The following is a 17,435-nucleotide window of genomic DNA, read 5'->3' on the forward strand; positions in this document are numbered from 1 at the left end:
AGGGGGGGGGGGGGGGGGGGACCGCCCCCCCCCCCCCCCCCCCCCCCCCCCCCCCCCCCCCCCCCCCCCCCCCCCCCCCGTCCCCCCCCCCCCCCCCCCCCCCCCCCCCCCCCCCCCCCACCCCGCCCTTCATGGCGTCAGGGGGCCCAGGGGGCCTCCACCGTCCAGGTGGTGTCCTCGGTGAAGAGGGCGGGGTTGTCCCAGGTGTGGGTTCCGCCCGGGGTGGCCAGCCACAACTCGGCGCCGTAGTGGCGCAGATACTGCTCGGGGAAGTTGTGGGCGGACAGCCTCACCCCGCCGTTCACGCCCCGGACCGGGCAGAAGGTGGCGTCGGCACGGAACAGGTCACCGCTGCCGCCCTCCTTGTACACGCGGTACTCGCGGTGGCGCAGATACTCGCCCGGGTAGTTCCGCGACTCGAAGGAGTAACACGTGCCGTCGGCCAGACCGGGCACGATCCTCCACGTGGCGTCGTTCTTCAGCAGCGCGTCGCTGCCGCCGGTCACGACCGCGGTGAACACGGCGCCGTCCTGGTGCCGCACATAGCGGTCGGTGTGGCCGGTGGTCGTCACCCGCAGGGACTCGTACTGACCGGTGGGCAGGGTCACGGGCGCGGCCGGTGAGCGGGACGCGTCGATCAGGGCCCGGTTGGCGGCCCTGACCCTGGCCTCGTCGACCTTGACCACCTGACGGTCGTAGGTGAGCAGGCCGTTGGCCTCGTTCTCGACGTCGGTGATCTCGGTGTAGACCGATGCGGACAGCCCTCGCGGCATACGGACCTCGCGGATGCCGTCCAGCAGGCCGACGAACCGGTTGTTCAGATGCGCGAGGTCGGGCTGGTCCTCGTAGCTGAAGCCGCCGCCGGGGTACCACTCGTGGCCGGCCACCTCGAAACCGAGTCCGCCGAACTCGCCGAGGACGGCGGCGCGGGTGGCGCTGGGCACCGTGGTGCCGGGACCCACGTAGACATGGTGGTCGACCACATCACCGTTGCCGCCGTCCACGGCCCCGCAGCAGTTGACCCCGCTCATGTTGTTCACCAGCCGGGACGGGTCGTACGCCTCGACCTCGTCGGCGATGCGCGCCTGGTCGTACTGGCCCCAGCCCTCGTTCTGGTTGACCCACATCACCAGCGACGGGGAGCTGCGGTGCTGGTCGATGACACGGTCGTACTCGGCCTCCCACTGGGTGCGCGCGGCGGCGTCGGGGGTGCGCAGGTCCATGGAGGGCATGTCCTGCCACACCAGCAGACCGAGCCGGTCGGCCCAGTAGAACCAGCGCTGAGGCTCGACCTTGATGTGCTTGCGCACCATGTTGAAGCCGAGGTCCTTGTGCTTCTGCAGGTCGTACCGGAGGGCGGCGTCGGTCGGGGCGGTGTAGATGCCGTCCGGCCAGTAGCCCTGGTCCAGGGTGCCCGTCTGGAAGACGAACTCCCCGTTCAGCACCGGGCGCAGCAGCCCGTCGACCCGCGCGAGACCGATGGAGCGCATGCCGGTGTAGCTGCCGACGGAGTCGACCGCCGTGCCGCCGGACAGCAACTCCGCCCTCACGTCGTACAGGAAGGGATCGTCCGGGCTCCACCGGTGCGGGTCCGGGACCGGAACGGTGAACTCACCGCCGACCGGGCCGGTGGCGGTGCCGACCGTGGTGCCGCCGGTGGAGACGGTGACACGGGCCCGGTGGCCGTCGGTCCCGGCGCCCCGCACGGTGACCTTGAGACGGTTGTCACTGAGGTCGGGCACCATGTCGAGGCGGGTGATGTGCGCGGACGCTGTGGGTTCGAGCCACACGGTCTGCCAGATGCCGGAGGCGGCGGTGTAGAAGATGCCACCACCCGGATGGGGCGTCACATCGTTGATCCGCTGCTTGCCGACCGCCTGACCGCCGGTCTGTGTGGGGTCCCACACGGAGACGACGACGGTGTTCGTGCCGCCGTTCAGCAGGTCGGTGATGTCGTAGGAGAACGAGTCGTAGCCGCCGCTGTGGGGGGCACCGGCCTGCCGGTCGTTGACCCACACGGTCGTACGCCAGTCACTGGCACCGAAGTTGAGCTGGACGCGGCGGCCGTTCCAGCCCGACGGAACCGTGAAGGCGCGCTTGTACCAGAGCTTGTCGTTCTGGGTGATCCTGCGCTGGATGCCCGAGAGCGCGGACTCGGCCACGAAGGGCACCCGGATCCGCTCGCCGAACGAGGCGGGCCGGCCGGCGTCCGCCGAGGTGACGGCGAAGTCCCAGATGCCGTTGAGATTCGCCCAGTCGGGCCGGGTGAGCTGCGGACGCGGGTACTCGGGCAGCGGGTCGTCGACCGGAACCTGACCGGTCCACGGGGTGGTCATCGGCGCGGGCTTCGGGGTCCACGCCCGGGGCGCCGCCGCCGCGGTGCCGGAGACGCCGAGGGCCGTTCCGGCGAGCAGGGTCAGCACCGCCAGCAGGGTGGTGACCCAGTGCGCCCGCCGTCCGGAGCGGGGAACGGGAAACGGTGGTGCGGATGTTCGACGCATCGTCACTCCTCGGGAAGTGGGGGTGGGAGACGTGCGCGTGCGGAAGCGGCCGGTCGCGCGATGGAGCGTGACCGGCCGCCGGTACCGGACGCGGCGGGAGTCGTCGGTGGCCCGCCGCCGCGTCCGGAGCCTCACATCAGTTGCCGTCGGCGGCCCAGCCAGGTCTGGGCGACGACGACGACGGCCAGGAAGGCGCCGCTGACGACCTGCTGGTAGGAGGAGTCCAGGGAGCCGACCTGGTTGATGACGTTCTGGATCACCCTGAGCAGCAGCACACCGACCAGCGAGCCGCTGACGTAGCCGAGCCCGCCGGTGAGCAGGGTGCCGCCGATGACGACGGCGGCGATGGCGTCCAGCTCCATGCCGTTGCCGAGAATGGTCACCCCGGAGGCGAGCCAGGCCGCGTTGAGCGCGCCGGCCAGTCCCGCCAGCACCCCGGACAGGGTGTAGACGAGGATCTTGGTGCGGGCCACCGGGGCGCCCATCAGCGCCGCCGCGTCCTCGTTGCCGCCGATCGCGTACACATGCTGTCCGAAGCGCGTACGGCGCAGCACGACGGCCCCGGCCACGAACAGCGCCAGCGTGATCCACACGGGATTGCCCAGACCGAAGGTCGTGCCCTGTCCGAGTTCCGCCAGGAACGAACCCTTGCCGATCAGGTACGTGTCGGCGCCCTCGTCGGTGAGCGCCAGCATCAGACCGCGCGCGCCGAGCATGGCGGCCAGGGTGACGATGAACGGCGCCAGCCGGGAGCGGGCCACCAGCAGCCCGTTGACGACACCGATCGCCCCGCACACCACCAGCGGCAGCAGCAGTGCCACCAGCGTGCCGTACTGGGACCCCCAGGCCGCCAGGACCCCGCCCAGCGCGAACAGCGAGCCGACCGACAGGTCGATGCCCCCGGTGATGATCACGAAGGTCATGCCGAGCGCGACGATCGCCAGGAACGCCGAACTCGTCGCCATGTTGCCGATGTTGTCCCCGGTGGCGAAGGAGTCGAAGCTGAACGACGCCACCAGGGAGACGACCAGCAGCACCGCCAGCGCGCCGTGCTGCTGGACCAGCGCGCTCACCCGCTCGGAGCGCGCGGACCCCACGGGCTCACCGGCCGCCGGCGGTGTCCCGTCGTTCGTCGCGCTCACCGGGGCGTCCGTCTTCGTGGCGGTCATCGCTTCCCCCGTCCCCGTGCCGCGTAGACCGCGGCGACGATCACTATGGCCTGCGCGATCTGGGTCCAGGAGGGCGGCAGATCGTGCTTGATGAGGGTGGCGGTGAGCAACTGGATGAGGACGGCTCCCGCCACGGTGCCGGCGATGTTCACCCGGCCGCCGGTCAGCGGTGTCCCGCCGACCACGACGGCGGTGATGGCGGACAGCTCCATCAGGTTGCCCAGCGACGTCGGATCGCTGGCCTGGAGCCGCGCGGTGGCGAGGACGCCCGCCACGGCGGCGAGCAGCGCGCAGACGACGTACACCAGGATCAGCACGCGGCGCACCGGCAGCCCGGCGAGCTGCGCCGCGGGACGGCTGTCGCCGATGGCGAGGAGCTGCCGTCCGAAGGTGGTGCGGCGGACGACGAAGGCCACCAGCAGCGCCAGCACGGCGGCGATCAGGATCAGATACGGGATGCCCAGCACGTCGCCCGAGCCCAGGGAGGCCAGTGCCGGGTTGCGCAGGTCCTCCAGTTGCGGCAGCAGCACCAGGGCGAGGCCCCGGCCGCCGACCATGAGCGCCAGCGTCGCCACGATCGGCTGCACCCCGACGAACGCGACCAGCGCCCCGTTGGCCAGTCCGACGGCCGCGGCGAACACCGCCACCACGAGCAGCGCCGGCACGAGTCCGTAGCCGAGGTAGAGGGCCGTCACGGAGGCCGCCAGCGCCATCACGGCACCGACCGAGAGGTCGACGCCCTCGGTGCCGATGACCAGGGCCATGCCGAGCGCCACGATGATGACGGGGGCGACCTGCACGGCCTGGGTGCGGAAGTTCTCCGCGGACAGGAAGTGCGGCGTGACGACGATGTTGACGACCAGCAGCAGCGCCACGCCGGCGTAGACGCCGTACGTCTGCAGCCACTGCAGGACACGGGCCTTGTCCAGCGGGACGGTCTTGAGGGCGGCTTCAGCCATCGGTGGCCGCCTCCTCGACCGCGTCCCGGTCCGGGGCGTGCCCGGCGATGGTCCGCATCAGCTTGTCCTCGGTGACCTCGTCGCCGGTCAGCTCGCCGACGACCGCACCGTCCTTCAGTACGACCACGCGGTCGGACCCTTCGATCAGTTCCTCCAGGTCGGAGGAGATGAGCAGGACGCCCAGGCCGTCCGCGGCCAGTTCGTCCACGAGTTTCTGCACCTCGGCCTTGGCCCCGACGTCGATGCCCCGGGTGGGCTCGTCCAGGAGCAGGACCTTGGGGTTCATCGCCAGCCAGCGGGCGAGCAGCACCTTCTGCTGGTTGCCGCCGGAGAGTTCACCGACCTTCTGCTGCGGCGAGGACGCCTTGATGCGCAGCCGCTCGATGAAGGTGTCCACGATGCTGTCGACGCGCGCCTCGGAGACCAGGCCGAAGCGGGAGAGCCGGGGCAGGACCGCCAGCGAGATGTTCTCGCGCACCGACAGACCGGGCACGATGCCCTCGCTCTTGCGGTCCTCCGGCAGCAGACTGATGCCCGCCCGGATGGCGGCCGGGGTGGAGCCGCCGCGCAACGGGACCCCGGCCACCGTCACACTGCCCGAACTCGTGCCGAGGGCACCGGAGATGGCCTTCGCGGTCTCGGTGCGTCCGGAGCCGAGCAGCCCGCCGAGACCGACGACCTCGCCGGGACGGATGCTCACCGACACCTCGCGCAGCTTGTGCGGCACCGTCAGTTCGCGGGCCTCCAGCACGGGCCAGCTGTCGGCGGCGTGGTGGTCGCCGGTGAACTTCGTCAGGCCCTCCTGGCGGACCTCGCCCAGCTCCCGGCCCAGCATGGTCGACACCAGGGAGAGCCGGTCGAGGTCGGCGAGGCGCCCGTGGTGCACGCGACGGCCGTCGCGCAGCACGGTCACCGTGTCGCACACGGCGTACAGCTCGTCGAGACGGTGGCTGACGTAGACGACGGCGATGCCCTCGTCGCGCAGCCGGCGGATGACCGAGAACAGCGTCTCGACCTCCCGCGGTTCCAGGGACGAGGTCGGCTCGTCCATGATGACGATCCGGGCCTCGCTCGCCACGGCACGCGCCAGGGCGACCATCTGCTGCGCGCCGACACCGAGGGTGCGCAACGGCCGGCGGACGTCCACCCGGACGCCGTGGGCGCTCAGCGCCTCCTCGGCCTCCCGGTTCATGCGGGCGAAGTCCAGCAGGCCGAGACGGGTGCGCGGTTCGCGGCCCAGGAAGAGGTTGCGGGCCACGCTCAGCAGCGGGATGAGGTTGACCTCTTGGTAGATGGTCGAGATCCCGGCCTTCTGCGCCTCCAGCGGGGTGGCGAAGGAGACGTCACGGCCCTGGAAAACGATGTCACCGGCGTCGGGCCGGTAGACCCCGGTGAGGAGTTTGATGAGGGTCGACTTGCCGGCGCCGTTCTCGCCGATCAGGGCGTGGACCTCACCGGGGTGCAGGGTCAGGTCCACGTCGTCCAGGGCCCGGACGCCGGGGAAGGACTTGCTCAGTCCGCGGACGGCGAGGACTTCGGCGGGGGGAGCCACCTGTGCCTCCAGGAAGAAATGGGGTGACGGACGGACAGGGGCCCGGAGACCGGGCCCCGGAGCGGATCAGTAGGCCTTGCCGAGGTCCTGCTCGGCGTTGCCGGCGTCGTAGGCGCTGTCCTGGATCACGATGTCCTGGGGGACTTCCTTGCCCTGGGTGAAGTCGTCCAGCGTCTGGAACGCCAGCGGGCCGAACCTCGGGTTGGACTCGATGACGCCGCTGATCCAGCCGTCGACGACGCCCTGGACGGCGTTGCGCGTACCGTCGACCGTGATGATCTCGACGTCGCCGGCCTTCTTGCCGGCGCCCTTCAGCGCGGCGACCGCGCCCAGGCCCATCTCGTCGTTCTCCGCGTAGATGCCCTTGATGCCGGGGTTGGACTGGATGAGCTGCTCGGTGACCTGCTGGCCCTTCTCACGGGTGAAGTCACCGGTCTGCTCGAAGACGACCTTCAGGTCGGGGGCCTTCTCGGCGACCCGCTCCTTGAAGCCCTTGGTGCGCTCGGTGGTGACGTTGTTCCCGGCCGAGCCCAGCAGGATGGCGACCTCGCCCTTGCCGCCGGTGGCCTCGATCATCTGGTCGGCGGCGCGGCGTCCCTGCTCGACGAAGTCCGAGGCGATGAAGGAGACGTAGTCCTTGCAGGGGGTGGCGTTGATCTTGCGGTCGATGGTGACGATCGGGACCTTCTTCGCGGCGGCGGCCTGCAGCACCGGGTCCCAGCCGTCGGAGTTGAGCGGGGCGATCACCAGCAGGTCGACGCCCTTGGCGAGCAGGGTCTGGACGTCGCTGATCTGCTTGGAGAACTGCGACTGGGCGTTGGCGGTGAGCAGTTCGACGCCTCTCTTGGCCGCCTCGTCCTTGATGGACTGCGTCTCCGCGATGCGGAACGGGTTGGCCTCCTTCTCCGACTGGGAGAAGCCGACCGTGGCGTCCTTCAGGTCGATCTTCTCGCCGCCGTAGGCGTCGATGGTGCAGGTCTCGCTGCCCGGCTTCGGCGTGACGACCTTCTGCTCGGCGTCGGCGGCGGCCGCCGGGGACTTCTTGCTGTCCGACGCGTCGTCCTCCGACTTGGCGCAGGAGGTGACGGTCAGGGCCACGGCGGCGGCCAAGGCCACGACCACGGGACGGGCGAGAAGGTGAGAACGGTGAGTGGTGCGCTGCATGGTGACCCCGATCCGGGTGACGCTGAAAAGGGAACTGGGGAGCCGAAGGACGCGCAGACATGGTGCTGCTCCCCCTGTGCAAAGCGGCGTCCGGTGCGCCGCAAGGAGGTTTTACATCGTTGGAAGGATGCTGTAAACCCCTTGTGCACAAGGTGCGAAGCGAACGGAGCGGGCCGGGTGACGGCCCGCTCCCGCGCCGTCCGGACCACCACCCACCCCGGCAAGCGCTTGCCCCGTGCGCCGTGAAGTGCCGTCGACGCATGGGGAGTCCGGGCTCCGCCCCCACGCCCACGAGGCACCGTCGGCGTGCGGCGCGTGTGCTGGGGGAGACCGGCCTCCGGGCCCGGCAGCCCAGTGGTGGACCCGGCCCGTCGAACCAGCGGTACCGGCCGCCGACTTGCACACTCGCACGGACGGCAACGGACTCCCGCGGTACCTCCGTCCCCGCCGCCGACCGCGGGCAGCCGTGCCCCCTCCAGGACCTCTAAGGGTCTGGGAAGTACCCCCAGCGGCACGGGCGGGCGCGACGGCACCCCGCACACGCCAGGCCGGGCCGCGCAGCCCCCCACACCCACCGAGGGCACCCAACTTGCCCCGGCCTGGGCGCACTCCGGTGTGTCGGCCGCTCAGAGGCACGCAAGGCGCGCCGGCTCCGCAGGCGTGTCGCGTGCCGACGCGTTCACTCGACCTGCCCCCGGCGTGCGACGGCGCCGTAGGCGCGTTCAAGCGCGGGCCGGTCCCGCCTCCGCGAGCGCCGCCGCGGTGTTTCCGCCCGGCGGTCGGCGTGTCAAGGAGCGTCCTCGCTCAGGGAATTCGGCGTGTCAGGGCGCGCCCCCGTTCAAGAGTTTCGGTGTGTCAGGGCGCGCCCCCGCTCAAGGGCTCCGGCGTGTCGGACGCCCCGACGGCACTGCCGCAGGCGTGTCGCGAGCGCCGTCGACGCGCAGGCACACGCGCCGTCGTGCCCCCGGCACAGGGTTCGTCCCGAAGCCGCGGGCACCGCCAGTGGCGCGCCCGGTACGTCAGACGTCCGTGACCTTCCCGGCCGCGGGCCGTCCCAACGTGCTCTCCCGCTCGGCGAGTCGGTAATCCGCCCAGATCCGGCGCGGCTCCGGCGCCCGGTCGTTGAGGCGGGCCAGTACCGACTCCACCGCCAGCCGCCCGATGGCGGCCTTGTCCGGCGACACGGACGTGAGCGTCACCGCCCCGAAGCGTCCCTCGATCACGTCGTCGAAGCCGACGACGGCGATGTCCTCCGGCACCCGCAGCCCCCGCTCGTGCAGCACCCGCATCGCCCCGATCGCCATCGGGTCGTTGTAGGCGAACACCGCGTCGGGCCGCCGGCCGCTGTCGAGGATGTGGTTCATGGCCAGCGCCCCGTCGGCGTGTCCCCAGCCGTCGGTGGCGGCGACGAGCCCCTCGTCGGCCGGCAGTCCCGCGGCGGTCAGTTCCTCGCGCCAGCCGCGCACCCGCAGTTGCGCGGGCTCGCTGCGTCCGCGCCGGGCCCCGATGAACGCCACCTCCCGGCGCCCCAGACCGATCAGGTGCCGGACGGCGGCGCGGGCCGCGGCCACGTTGTCGATGGCGATGTGGTCGTACGGCAGGTCGTAGTCCCGCTCGCCGAGCAGCACCAGCGGCACGTCCTGGGCGCGGTCGCGCAGGTCCTCGGTCTCCAGCTCGATGGGGCTGAGGATGAGTCCGTCGATGACCCGGGCCCGGAAGCCCTGGCTCACCAGCAGCTCCTGCTCCCGCATGCCCCCGGTGTGGTCGAGCAGCACGATGTAGTCGTGCTCGGACGCGGCGTCGATGACGGAGGCGGCCAGTTCGGCGAAGTAGGGGTTCCCGAGTTCGGGCAGGGCGAGCGCGATGATGCCCGTACGCCCCTTCCGCAGATGCCTGGCGGCGAGGTTGGGCCGGTAACCGAGCGCGTCGATGGACCGCTGGACACGCTCGCGCATGGCCGGGGTGACGTGCTGGTAGTTGTTCACCACGTTGGAGACGGTCTTGATGGAGACCCCCGCGTGCGCGGCGACGTCCTTGAGGCTGACCCGCACGGCAATCCCTTCGTGAGCGGCCCGACCCGGTTGGTCGGTGCGGATACGCGCCGTCACCATGAGCCGTGCGCCGAGCCGCTGGGCTCAAGTTTTACAACGTTATACATGTCGCGCCGTGACACTGACAAGGCGTGAACGGGGGCGTGTCGAGAACGGCCCCACGGACCGCACCGGAGGGCTCCCGGGCGCCGGTGCCGGGGCCGTCACGGGAAGTGTCGTCCCGGAGGACCCGCGCCGTCCACCGGACGCCGTCGGCGCATCCGTCGGACCACTCCCGGACGCGAGCCCCGTGCCCACGGGCGGACGGGCCGTCGCCCGGACCGAACCGGCCAGGCCCGGACCGACGCCCTCAACCTCCCGAACTCTCCCGCACGATCAGCCGATGCCCCGCCGTCTCGTCGACCGCCGGCCCGCCCGGCCCGTCCGCGTCGATACGGTCCAGCAACAGCTCCACCGCCCGTCGCGCGATGCCCCGCTTGTCCGGGGCGACGGTGGTGACGGTGGGGATGCTGAACCGGGTGGCCTCGATGTCGTCGAACCCGACCACGTCGAGGTCCTTCGGCACCGACCAGCCGTCCTCGTGCAGGGCCCGCACCGCGCCCAGCGCCAGGTGGTCGTTGAGGCAGAGCAACGCGTCCGGCCGCTCCGGCAGCCGCATGAGGGTGCGGGCGGCGGCGGCCCCGTCGGCCCAGCGGAACGCGGGCACGGGAAGGACCAGTTCGTCCGGCAGTGCCACCCCGGCCGCGGCCAGGGCCTCCTGGTGGCCGACCGTGCGCAGCCGGCCGGTGTTCCGCGACCCGTGCAGATCACCGCCGATCACCGCGATGCGCCGGCGGCCCCGCGACAGCAGGTGCTCGGTCGCCTCGCGCGCCGCCGTCACGTTGTCGATCGCGACATGGTCGGCGCTGCCGGGCAGATTGCACTCGCCCAGCAGCACCAGCGGCAGCCGGGTGTCACGATCGGCCAGGTCGCGGGGGCGCAGGGCGAGCGGCGAGAGGATGACGCCGTCGGTGAACTGGGCGTCGAACCCGCGCACCGCGGCCAGTTCCTTCTCGTGCCGTCCGCCGGTCTCGACCAGCAGCGTGGTGCTGCCCCGGCGTTCGGTCTCCGCCATGACGTGCCGGGCCAGCTCGGCGAAATAGGCGACGTCCAGGTCCGGCACGGCCAGCGCGATCATGCCCGTACGGCCCCGGCGGAGCTGCCGTCCGGCGATGTTGACCCGGTAGCCGAGCGCGTCGATGGCCTCCCGCACCGCCGTCCGGGTCCGCTCGGAGACGTGCTCGTAGTCGTTGAGGACGTTCGACACGGTCTTCGCCGAGACGCCGGCGTACTCCGCGACGTCCTTGATCCTGGGCCTGCCCATGCTTCCCTTCTCGTCCCTCCCGCTGCCTGTCGGGATCGTAACGGCAGCTCCGCCGGACCGGGCCGCGGGCGGCGTGAACCGTTCCGTCGAAAACTTTCCGCCGCCGCCATTTACATCGATGTAATCGTATGGTCGCATGACCCCGTACACAGCGCACCTGCACTGATGAGGAGCAGCATGAGCACGCCCCTGCCCCTGGACGTCCCGCGTCCGGAGCACCCCCGGCCCCAGTTCGTCCGCGAGGCCTGGCTGAACCTCAACGGCCGCTGGCAGTTCGAGACGGACCGCGGGGACAGCGGACTGGAGCGCGGACTGCGCGACCGCGACCTCGCGGGCGAGATCCTCGTGCCCTTCTGCCCCGAGTCCGAACTGTCGGGAATCGGCGACACGGACTTCATGGAGGCCGTCTGGTACCGGCGTACGGTCACGATCCCGGCCGAGTGGTCCGGCAACGACGTACTGCTGCACTTCGGAGCGGTGGACCACGACGCCACCGTCTGGGTCAACGGCACCGAGGTGGCCCGCCACCGCGGCGGCTTCACCCCCTTCACCGCGGAACTGCGCGGGGTGGCCGCGCCCGGCGAGGAGGCCGTGATCGTGGTCCGCGCCCGCGACACCCGGCACGGCCCGCAGGCCCGCGGCAAGCAGGCCACCTGGTACGCCAACACCCACTGCCACTACACCCGGACCACCGGGATCTGGCAGACGGTGTGGCTCGAACCGGTGCCGGCCACGGCCCGCCTCAAGCGCCCGCGGATCACCCCCGACCTGGGCTCGGGCTCCTTCCACATCGACCTCCCGGTCACCGGCAACCTGCCGGGCCACCGGGTGCGGGCGGTCCTCGCGGACGAGCGCGGCGAGGTCGTGTCCGCCTCCGCCCGCGCCGACCTCGACCTGTGCCCCCGGCTGGTGCTGACCGTGCCCGAGGACCGGCTGCGCACCTGGTCGCCGGCCGACCCGCACCTGTACGACCTGCGCCTCCAGCTCGTCGACGCGGCCGGCGGAATCGTCGACGAGGCGACGTCGTACGCCGGACTGCGCTCGGTCGCCGTCCACGGCAAGCGGGTGCTGATCAACGGCGAGCCGGTGTTCCAGCGGCTGGTGCTCGACCAGGGCTACTACCCGGACGGCCTGATGACCGCCCCCACCGACGCCGACCTCGTGCGCGACATCGAACTGGGCCTGCGGGCCGGTTTCAACGGGGCCCGGCTGCACCAGAAGGTGTTCGAGGAGCGCTACCTCCACCACGCCGACCGGCTCGGCTACCTGGTGTGGGGCGAGTTCGGCGACTGGGGCTGCGAGACCGGCGTACGCGACGACAACCAGCGCCCCGACGCCGCTTACGTCGCCCAGTGGCTGGAAGCCCTGGAACGCGACCACTCCCACCCGTCGATCATCGGCTGGTGCCCGCTGAACGAGACGTACCAGAACCTGCACGACCGGATCACCCAGCTCGACGACGTGACGCGGGCGATGTTCCTGGCCACCAAGCAGGCCGACCCCAGCCGCCCGGTGATCGACGCCTCCGGCTACGCCCACCGCGTGGCGGAGACCGACGTCTACGACTCGCACTGCTACGAGCAGGACCCGCGGGCCTTCGCCGAGGCCATGGCCGGACTCGCCGAGGACCGCCCGTACGTCAACACCGGCCCCGACGGCCGCGACTGGTCCGTCCCCTACCGCGGGCAGCCCTACTTCTGCAGCGAGTTCGGCGGCATCTGGTGGGACGCGGCCGTCGCCGCGACCGCCGCCGGCGACGAGCGGGGAACCTCGTGGGGGTACGGCGAACGGCCGCGCAGCACCGAGGAGTTCCTGGCCCGCTTCACCGGCCTCGTGGACGTCCTGCTCGACGACCCGGACATGTTCGGCTACTGCTACACGCAGCTCACCGACGTCTTCCAGGAGCGCAACGGCGTCTACGGCTTCGACCGCGCCGAGAAGTTCGACACCGCCGTACTGCGGCGCGTCCAGCAGCGCACGGCCGCCTGCGAATCCACCGGCTGACGTCCGCCGCACCCGGCCCGGCGGACGACCGGAACCGGGGCCCTCCCCACGGCATGTCGTCCGCAGCGTCCGGCGGCGATGTACATCGATGTAGAGAAAGGTAGTGCCATGGTCGACCTGCCTGGCCCACGGGCCGCCTCCGCCGGGCCGCGAGGAAACCGCGCCGCGCCGTCCCGACGCGGTCTGCTCCGCGCCTCGCTGGCCTCCGCCGCCGTACTCCTCGGCGGCGGGGTCCTCGCCGGCTGCGGTTCCGCCGCGGCCTCGTCGGACCCGCGCACCGTACGCATGTGGGACCTGTTCAGCGGCGCCGACGGCGCCCTGCTCGACGAACTGATCGGCACGGCGGGGTCCGACATGCCCGGCACCCGCGTCGAGCGGACCGTGCTGGAATGGGGCACGCCCTACTACACCAAGCTCGCCATGGCCTCGGCCGGCGGGCGCGGCCCGGACGTCGCCGTCTCCCACATGTCACGCCTGGCGGGATACGCGCCGCTCGGACTGCTCGACCCCTGGGACACCGGCCTGCTGGCCGAATTCGGCGTCCGCGAGGAGGACTTCGCCGACGCCGTGTGGAGCCGCACCCAGTACCGGGGCCGGACGTTCGCCATACCGCTGGACACCCACCCGTTCATCGTCTTCTACCACCCGGACCCCGTCCGCGAGGCCGGACTGCTGACCGGCGACGGAAGCCTCGACCAGGACGCCTTCGCCGGCCCCGAGCGGTTCCTCGAAGCCGGCCGGGAACTGGCCAAGGCGTCCGGCGGGCAGGGAATCGCCTTCGGCTACGTCAACGACACGGCGCAGGGCTGGCGGCTGTTCTACGGGCTCTACCGGCAGACCGGGAACGACTTCGACCTGCCCGTCGGCGGCACCGTCACGGCGAACGTCGACGCGATGACCGAGGTCATCGCCTTCATGCGGAAACTGGTCGACGGCCGCGCCAACCCGCACCGCCTCGACTACCCGGCGGCCCTCGCCAACTTCACCAACGGCCAGAGCGCCATGATCCTCTCCGGCGAGTGGGAACTCGGCACCTTCCGGGCCGCCGACCCGGAGATCGGGGCGGCGCCCTTCCCCACGGTGTTCGGCACCCCCGCCGTCTACGCCGACTCCCACTCCTTCGTACTGCCGCGCCGCCCCGACCCCGACGAGGCACACCGCAGGCGCACCCACCAGGCGGTGGCCGCCATCCTCAAGGCCGGCCAGACCTGGGCCAAGGCCGGTCACATCCCGGCGTACCAGCCGGTGACCCGTACCGAGGCCTACGCACGGCTGGAGCCGCAGGCACGGTACGCGGCGGCGGCCGACCACGTGGTGCTCGACCCCGCCGTCTGGTTCGCCGGAGCCGGATCCGACTTCCAGAACTCCATGTCGCAGGTGCTCCAGCAGTCCATGCTCGACGGCCTGGCGCCCGACCGGGCCGCCCGCGCCATGGTCGAGCGGATCAACACCGCCCTCTCCAAGCCCAGCCCGGCCTGAGCCGCCGCGAAGGAGGCAGCAGATGTCCACCGAACTCGCTTCCCGCGGCCGTCCGAAGGCCGCCCGGCCCGCCCGAGGACCCGGCGCGACACCGCGCCGCGCCTTCTCCCCGGGACTCCTCTTCGCCCTGCCGTTCCTCGTCCTGTTCGTCCTCTTCATGCTCTGGCCGCTGGTCCAGGGCGTCTGGATGAGCCTCACCGACACCTCGCTCGCCGCCCGGGACCCGTCCTTCATCGGACTGGACAACTACGCGGAGGCCCTCGGCGACGCCGAGATGTGGCGCACCATGTGGCACACCGTGTGGTTCACCGTCGTCTCCACCGTGCCCCTGGTGGTCGTCGCCCTCGGCATGGCCCTGCTGGTGTACACCGGACTGCCCGGACAGTGGGTGTGGCGGCTCGCGTTCTTCGCCCCGTACCTGCTGCCGGTCGGTGTGATCGGCCTGCTGTGGGGCTGGCTCTACCAGCCGGACCTCGGCCTCTACAACCACCTGCTGCGGGCGGTCGGGCTGGACGGCTACGCCTGGCTGAGCGACGAGTCCGTCGCCCTGTACGCCATCGTGATCGCCACCCTGTGGTGGACCGTCGGCTTCAACTTCCTGCTGTTCCTGGCCGCGCTGCAAGCCGTGCCCGACCACCTGTACGAGGCGGCGGCCCTGGACGGCGCCGGCGCCTGGCGGCGGCTGTGGCACGTGACGCTCCCGCAACTGCGGCGCATCACCGGCGTGGTCACGGTGCTGCAGGTCCTCGCCTCGCTGAAGGTCTTCGACCAGGTGTACCTGCTCACCAAGGGCGGACCCAACGGCTCCACCCGCCCCGTCGTCGAGTACCTCTACGACATGGGCTTCACCGGCTACCGCCTCGGCTACGCCTCCGCCATCGCCTACGTCTTCTTCGCCCTCATCGTCCTCGCCTCCGCCGTGCAGTTCGTCGCCCTTCGCCGCAGGGAGAAGTGACATGACCTCCATCGACGTCCCGACACGGCCCGCGCGCCGCTCGGTCTCCCCGCTCCCCGCCGCACGCCGGGCCCAGCGCGACCGGCCGGCCCCGCGGCGCGGCCCCAACCTCACCCTCGGCCCGAGCCGGCTGTCCCGCGTCCTGGCCCTGGCGGCCCTCGCGGTGATGGCGCTGATCTGGCTGCTGCCGATGGCCTGGGCGGTGCTCACGGCGTTCAAGTCCGAGCAGGACGCCAGCGATCCACTGCACTGGATCTGGCCGCAGGGCGGCTTCACCCTGGACGGCTTCCGCACCGTGATCGAGCGCGGCGACCTGCCCCTGTGGATGCTGAACAGCTTCTTCATCGCCGCGGCCGTCACCGTCATCACCGTGGGCGTGTCCGCGATGGCCGGCTACGCCTTCTCCCGCACGCTGTTCCGCGGCAGGCGGTGGCTGTTCACCGTCACCATGGCGTCGATCCTGGTGCCGCCGCAGCTCCTGATCGTGCCGTGGTTCCAGCAGATGCTCACCCTGGACCTGGTGGACACCTACGCGGCGGTGATCCTGCCGCAGACGGTCGCGCCGGTGATGGTCTTCATCCTGAAGAAGCACTTCGACTCCCTCCCGCGCGAGCTGGAGGAAGCCGCCCGCATCGACGGCGCCGGCCACGCCCGGATCTTCTGGTCGGTGGTGCTGCCGCTGTCCCGCCCGATGCTCGCCGCGGTGTCGATCTTCGTGTTCATCGGCGCGTGGAACAACTTCATGTGGCCGTTCGTGTCGACGTCCGACCCGGCACTGATGACCCTGCCGGTCGGCATCACCGCGGTGAAGGACGCCTACGGCGTCAACTACGCCCAGACGATGGCCTCCTCGGTACTGGCCGCACTGCCCCTCGTGCTGGTGTTCGTCTTCTTCCAGCGGCACATCGTGAAGTCCGTGGCGACGACCGGCCTGGGCGGTCAGTGACACCGGTCCGGTGACACCCGGCCGGTGGCGTGCCGCAGGGGGCCGCGGCCGGGTGAGGCGTTAGCGTCGGGGCATGACCGGTGATCACCGCGGATGGCGGGTGTGTCTGCTCGGCGGTGCGGTGTTCGCGGTGTGCATGACCGGCACCACGCTGCCGACCCCGCTCTACCCCCTCTACCAGCAGAAGTTCGGCTTCTCCGAGCTGACGGTCACCGTCGTCTACGCCGTGTACGCCTTCGCGGTCATCGGAGTACTGCTGCTGGCCGGCAACGCCTCGGACGCCGTGGGCCGGCGCCCGGTGCTGCTGTGGGGCCTGGGCTGCGCGGCCGCGAGCGCCGTCTGCTTCCTGTGCGCCACCGCGCTGGGCCTGCTGTACGCCGGACGGCTGCTGTCCGGGCTCTCCGCCGGACTGTTCACCGGGGCCGCCACGGCGTACGTCATGGAGGCGGCGCCGCCCGGCGGAGCCTCCCGGGCCACGTTCGTCGCCACCGCAGCCAACATGGGCGGCCTCGGCTGCGGCCCGCTGCTCGCCGGAGTCCTCGCCGAGTACGCGCCCTGGCCGCTGTACCTGCCGTTCGCCGTGCACCTCGCCCTGGTGGCCTGCTCGGCCGCCGTCCTGCTGCGGCTCCCGGAGACCGTGGCGGAGCGCCGCCCGCTGAACACCGTACGACCGCGGCGGCCCGGCGTGCCGCCGCGGGTGCGGCCGGTGTTCGGCCCGGCGGCGACCGCCTCGTTCGTGGGATTCGCGCTGTTCGGCGTGTTCACCTCCGTCAGCCCGGCCTTCCTCGCGCGCTACCTGGACGTGACCGACCACGCCGTGAGCGGACTGGTCGTGGCGCTGGCCTTCTTCGCCTCGACCGGCGGGCAGCTGGCCGCCGGCCGGGCCGGCAGGGTCCGGTCACTGCCGCTGGGGTGCGCCGGACTCCTCGCCGGGCTGGCGCTGCTCGCGGGCGCGCTGTACTGGGACCTGCTGGCGCTGGTGGTGCTGAGCGCGGTCACCGGAGGGTTCGGCCAGGGGCTCGCGTTCCGCGGCGCGCTGTCCGCGGTGAGCGAGGCGTCCCCGCCGGACCGGCGCGCGGCGGTGATCTCGACGCTGTTCGTGGTGGCGTACCTGGGCATCTCGGTGCCGGTCGTCGGCGTGGGACTGCTGACCGGACCGATGGGCCTGGAGGGCGCGGGGCTGGTGTTCATCGCCTGCATGGGAGCCCTCGTCGTGGCCGCGGCCGGCTACCTCCTGCGCCACCCGGTGCCGGCGGGGGCGTGAGCGCCGGCACACTCCGGACGGGGCCGCG

Annotated in this window: 12 protein-coding genes; 5 read left to right on the forward strand and 7 right to left on the reverse strand. The window is 71.8% G+C overall.

Annotated elements, in window-relative coordinates:
• Positions 1-137: 137 nt before the first annotated feature.
• The 7 genes from ACZ62B_RS28645 to ACZ62B_RS28675 form a co-directional block, all read right to left on the reverse strand.
• Complete coding sequence (locus tag ACZ62B_RS28645) at positions 138-2,501, reverse strand: AbfB domain-containing protein (RefSeq protein ID WP_469692611.1); 2,364 nt, start codon at positions 2,499-2,501, stop codon at positions 138-140.
• A 131-nt stretch (positions 2,502-2,632) separates the two neighbouring features.
• Positions 2,633-3,670, reverse strand: coding sequence for an ABC transporter permease (locus ACZ62B_RS28650; RefSeq protein WP_344562437.1), 1,038 nt, complete (start codon positions 3,668-3,670; stop codon positions 2,633-2,635).
• Positions 3,667-4,629: an ABC transporter permease gene (locus ACZ62B_RS28655; RefSeq protein WP_344562433.1), complete on the reverse strand. Its 963-nt coding sequence runs from the start codon at positions 4,627-4,629 to the stop codon at positions 3,667-3,669. Before ACZ62B_RS28655 ends, ACZ62B_RS28650 begins: the two co-directional genes overlap by 4 nt.
• Positions 4,622-6,181, reverse strand: a complete 1,560-nt coding sequence (locus ACZ62B_RS28660; protein ID WP_469692614.1) for a sugar ABC transporter ATP-binding protein — start codon at positions 6,179-6,181, stop codon at positions 4,622-4,624. The genes ACZ62B_RS28655 and ACZ62B_RS28660 overlap by 8 nt, the downstream gene beginning before the upstream one ends.
• Before the next feature lie 66 nt (positions 6,182-6,247).
• Complete coding sequence (locus ACZ62B_RS28665) at positions 6,248-7,345, reverse strand: ABC transporter substrate-binding protein (protein ID WP_344562429.1); 1,098 nt, start codon at positions 7,343-7,345, stop codon at positions 6,248-6,250.
• 1,019 nt (positions 7,346-8,364) lie between these two features.
• Positions 8,365-9,396 carry a LacI family DNA-binding transcriptional regulator gene (locus ACZ62B_RS28670; RefSeq protein WP_344562427.1) on the reverse strand — a complete coding sequence of 344 codons (1,032 nt, stop codon included), beginning with the start codon at positions 9,394-9,396 and terminating at the stop codon, positions 8,365-8,367.
• A gap of 349 nt (positions 9,397-9,745) precedes the next feature.
• Positions 9,746-10,759 carry a LacI family DNA-binding transcriptional regulator gene (locus ACZ62B_RS28675; RefSeq protein ID WP_344562425.1) on the reverse strand — a complete coding sequence of 338 codons (1,014 nt, stop codon included), beginning with the start codon at positions 10,757-10,759 and terminating at the stop codon, positions 9,746-9,748.
• A gap of 177 nt (positions 10,760-10,936) precedes the next feature.
• On the opposite strand from ACZ62B_RS28675, the gene ACZ62B_RS28680 reads away from it, so the two are divergent.
• The 5 genes from ACZ62B_RS28680 to ACZ62B_RS28700 all read left to right on the forward strand — a co-directional run bounded on the left by ACZ62B_RS28680 (position 10,937) and on the right by ACZ62B_RS28700 (position 17,407).
• The gene (locus ACZ62B_RS28680; protein WP_344562423.1) at positions 10,937-12,763 is read left to right on the forward strand and encodes a glycoside hydrolase family 2 protein; all 1,827 of its coding nucleotides are present in this window, start codon (positions 10,937-10,939) and stop codon (positions 12,761-12,763) included.
• A gap of 108 nt (positions 12,764-12,871) precedes the next feature.
• The gene (locus ACZ62B_RS28685; RefSeq protein ID WP_468887014.1) at positions 12,872-14,242 is read left to right on the forward strand and encodes an extracellular solute-binding protein; all 1,371 of its coding nucleotides are present in this window, start codon (positions 12,872-12,874) and stop codon (positions 14,240-14,242) included.
• Positions 14,243-14,264: 22 nt separating this feature from the next.
• A complete protein-coding gene (locus ACZ62B_RS28690; RefSeq protein ID WP_344562419.1) occupies positions 14,265-15,197 on the forward strand; it encodes a carbohydrate ABC transporter permease in 933 nt (310 codons plus the stop codon).
• A gap of 1 nt (position 15,198) precedes the next feature.
• Positions 15,199-16,143 carry a carbohydrate ABC transporter permease gene (locus ACZ62B_RS28695; protein WP_344562417.1) on the forward strand — a complete coding sequence of 315 codons (945 nt, stop codon included), beginning with the start codon at positions 15,199-15,201 and terminating at the stop codon, positions 16,141-16,143.
• Between the two features lie 73 nt (positions 16,144-16,216).
• Positions 16,217-17,407 (forward strand): MFS transporter, encoded by a 1,191-nt coding sequence (locus tag ACZ62B_RS28700; protein WP_344562415.1) that lies wholly within the window; start codon positions 16,217-16,219, stop codon positions 17,405-17,407.
• The last annotated feature ends 28 nt before the right edge of the window (positions 17,408-17,435 follow it).

Source organism: Streptomyces sp. NPDC053426, assembly GCF_055585405.1.

Coding starts and splice junctions, on each gene's coding strand:
- ACZ62B_RS28690 (WP_344562419.1), top strand. CDS start 14,265: ATGTCCACCGAACTCGCTTCCCGCGGCCGTCCGAAGGCCGCCCGGCCC.
- ACZ62B_RS28675 (WP_344562425.1), bottom strand. CDS start 10,759: ATGGGCAGGCCCAGGATCAAGGACGTCGCGGAGTACGCCGGCGTCTCG.
- ACZ62B_RS28685 (WP_468887014.1), top strand. CDS start 12,872: ATGGTCGACCTGCCTGGCCCACGGGCCGCCTCCGCCGGGCCGCGAGGA.
- ACZ62B_RS28655 (WP_344562433.1), bottom strand. CDS start 4,629: ATGGCTGAAGCCGCCCTCAAGACCGTCCCGCTGGACAAGGCCCGTGTC.
- ACZ62B_RS28665 (WP_344562429.1), bottom strand. CDS start 7,345: ATGCAGCGCACCACTCACCGTTCTCACCTTCTCGCCCGTCCCGTGGTC.
- ACZ62B_RS28650 (WP_344562437.1), bottom strand. CDS start 3,670: ATGACCGCCACGAAGACGGACGCCCCGGTGAGCGCGACGAACGACGGG.
- ACZ62B_RS28680 (WP_344562423.1), top strand. CDS start 10,937: ATGAGCACGCCCCTGCCCCTGGACGTCCCGCGTCCGGAGCACCCCCGG.
- ACZ62B_RS28695 (WP_344562417.1), top strand. CDS start 15,199: ATGACCTCCATCGACGTCCCGACACGGCCCGCGCGCCGCTCGGTCTCC.
- ACZ62B_RS28645 (WP_469692611.1), bottom strand. CDS start 2,501: ATGCGTCGAACATCCGCACCACCGTTTCCCGTTCCCCGCTCCGGACGG.
- ACZ62B_RS28700 (WP_344562415.1), top strand. CDS start 16,217: ATGACCGGTGATCACCGCGGATGGCGGGTGTGTCTGCTCGGCGGTGCG.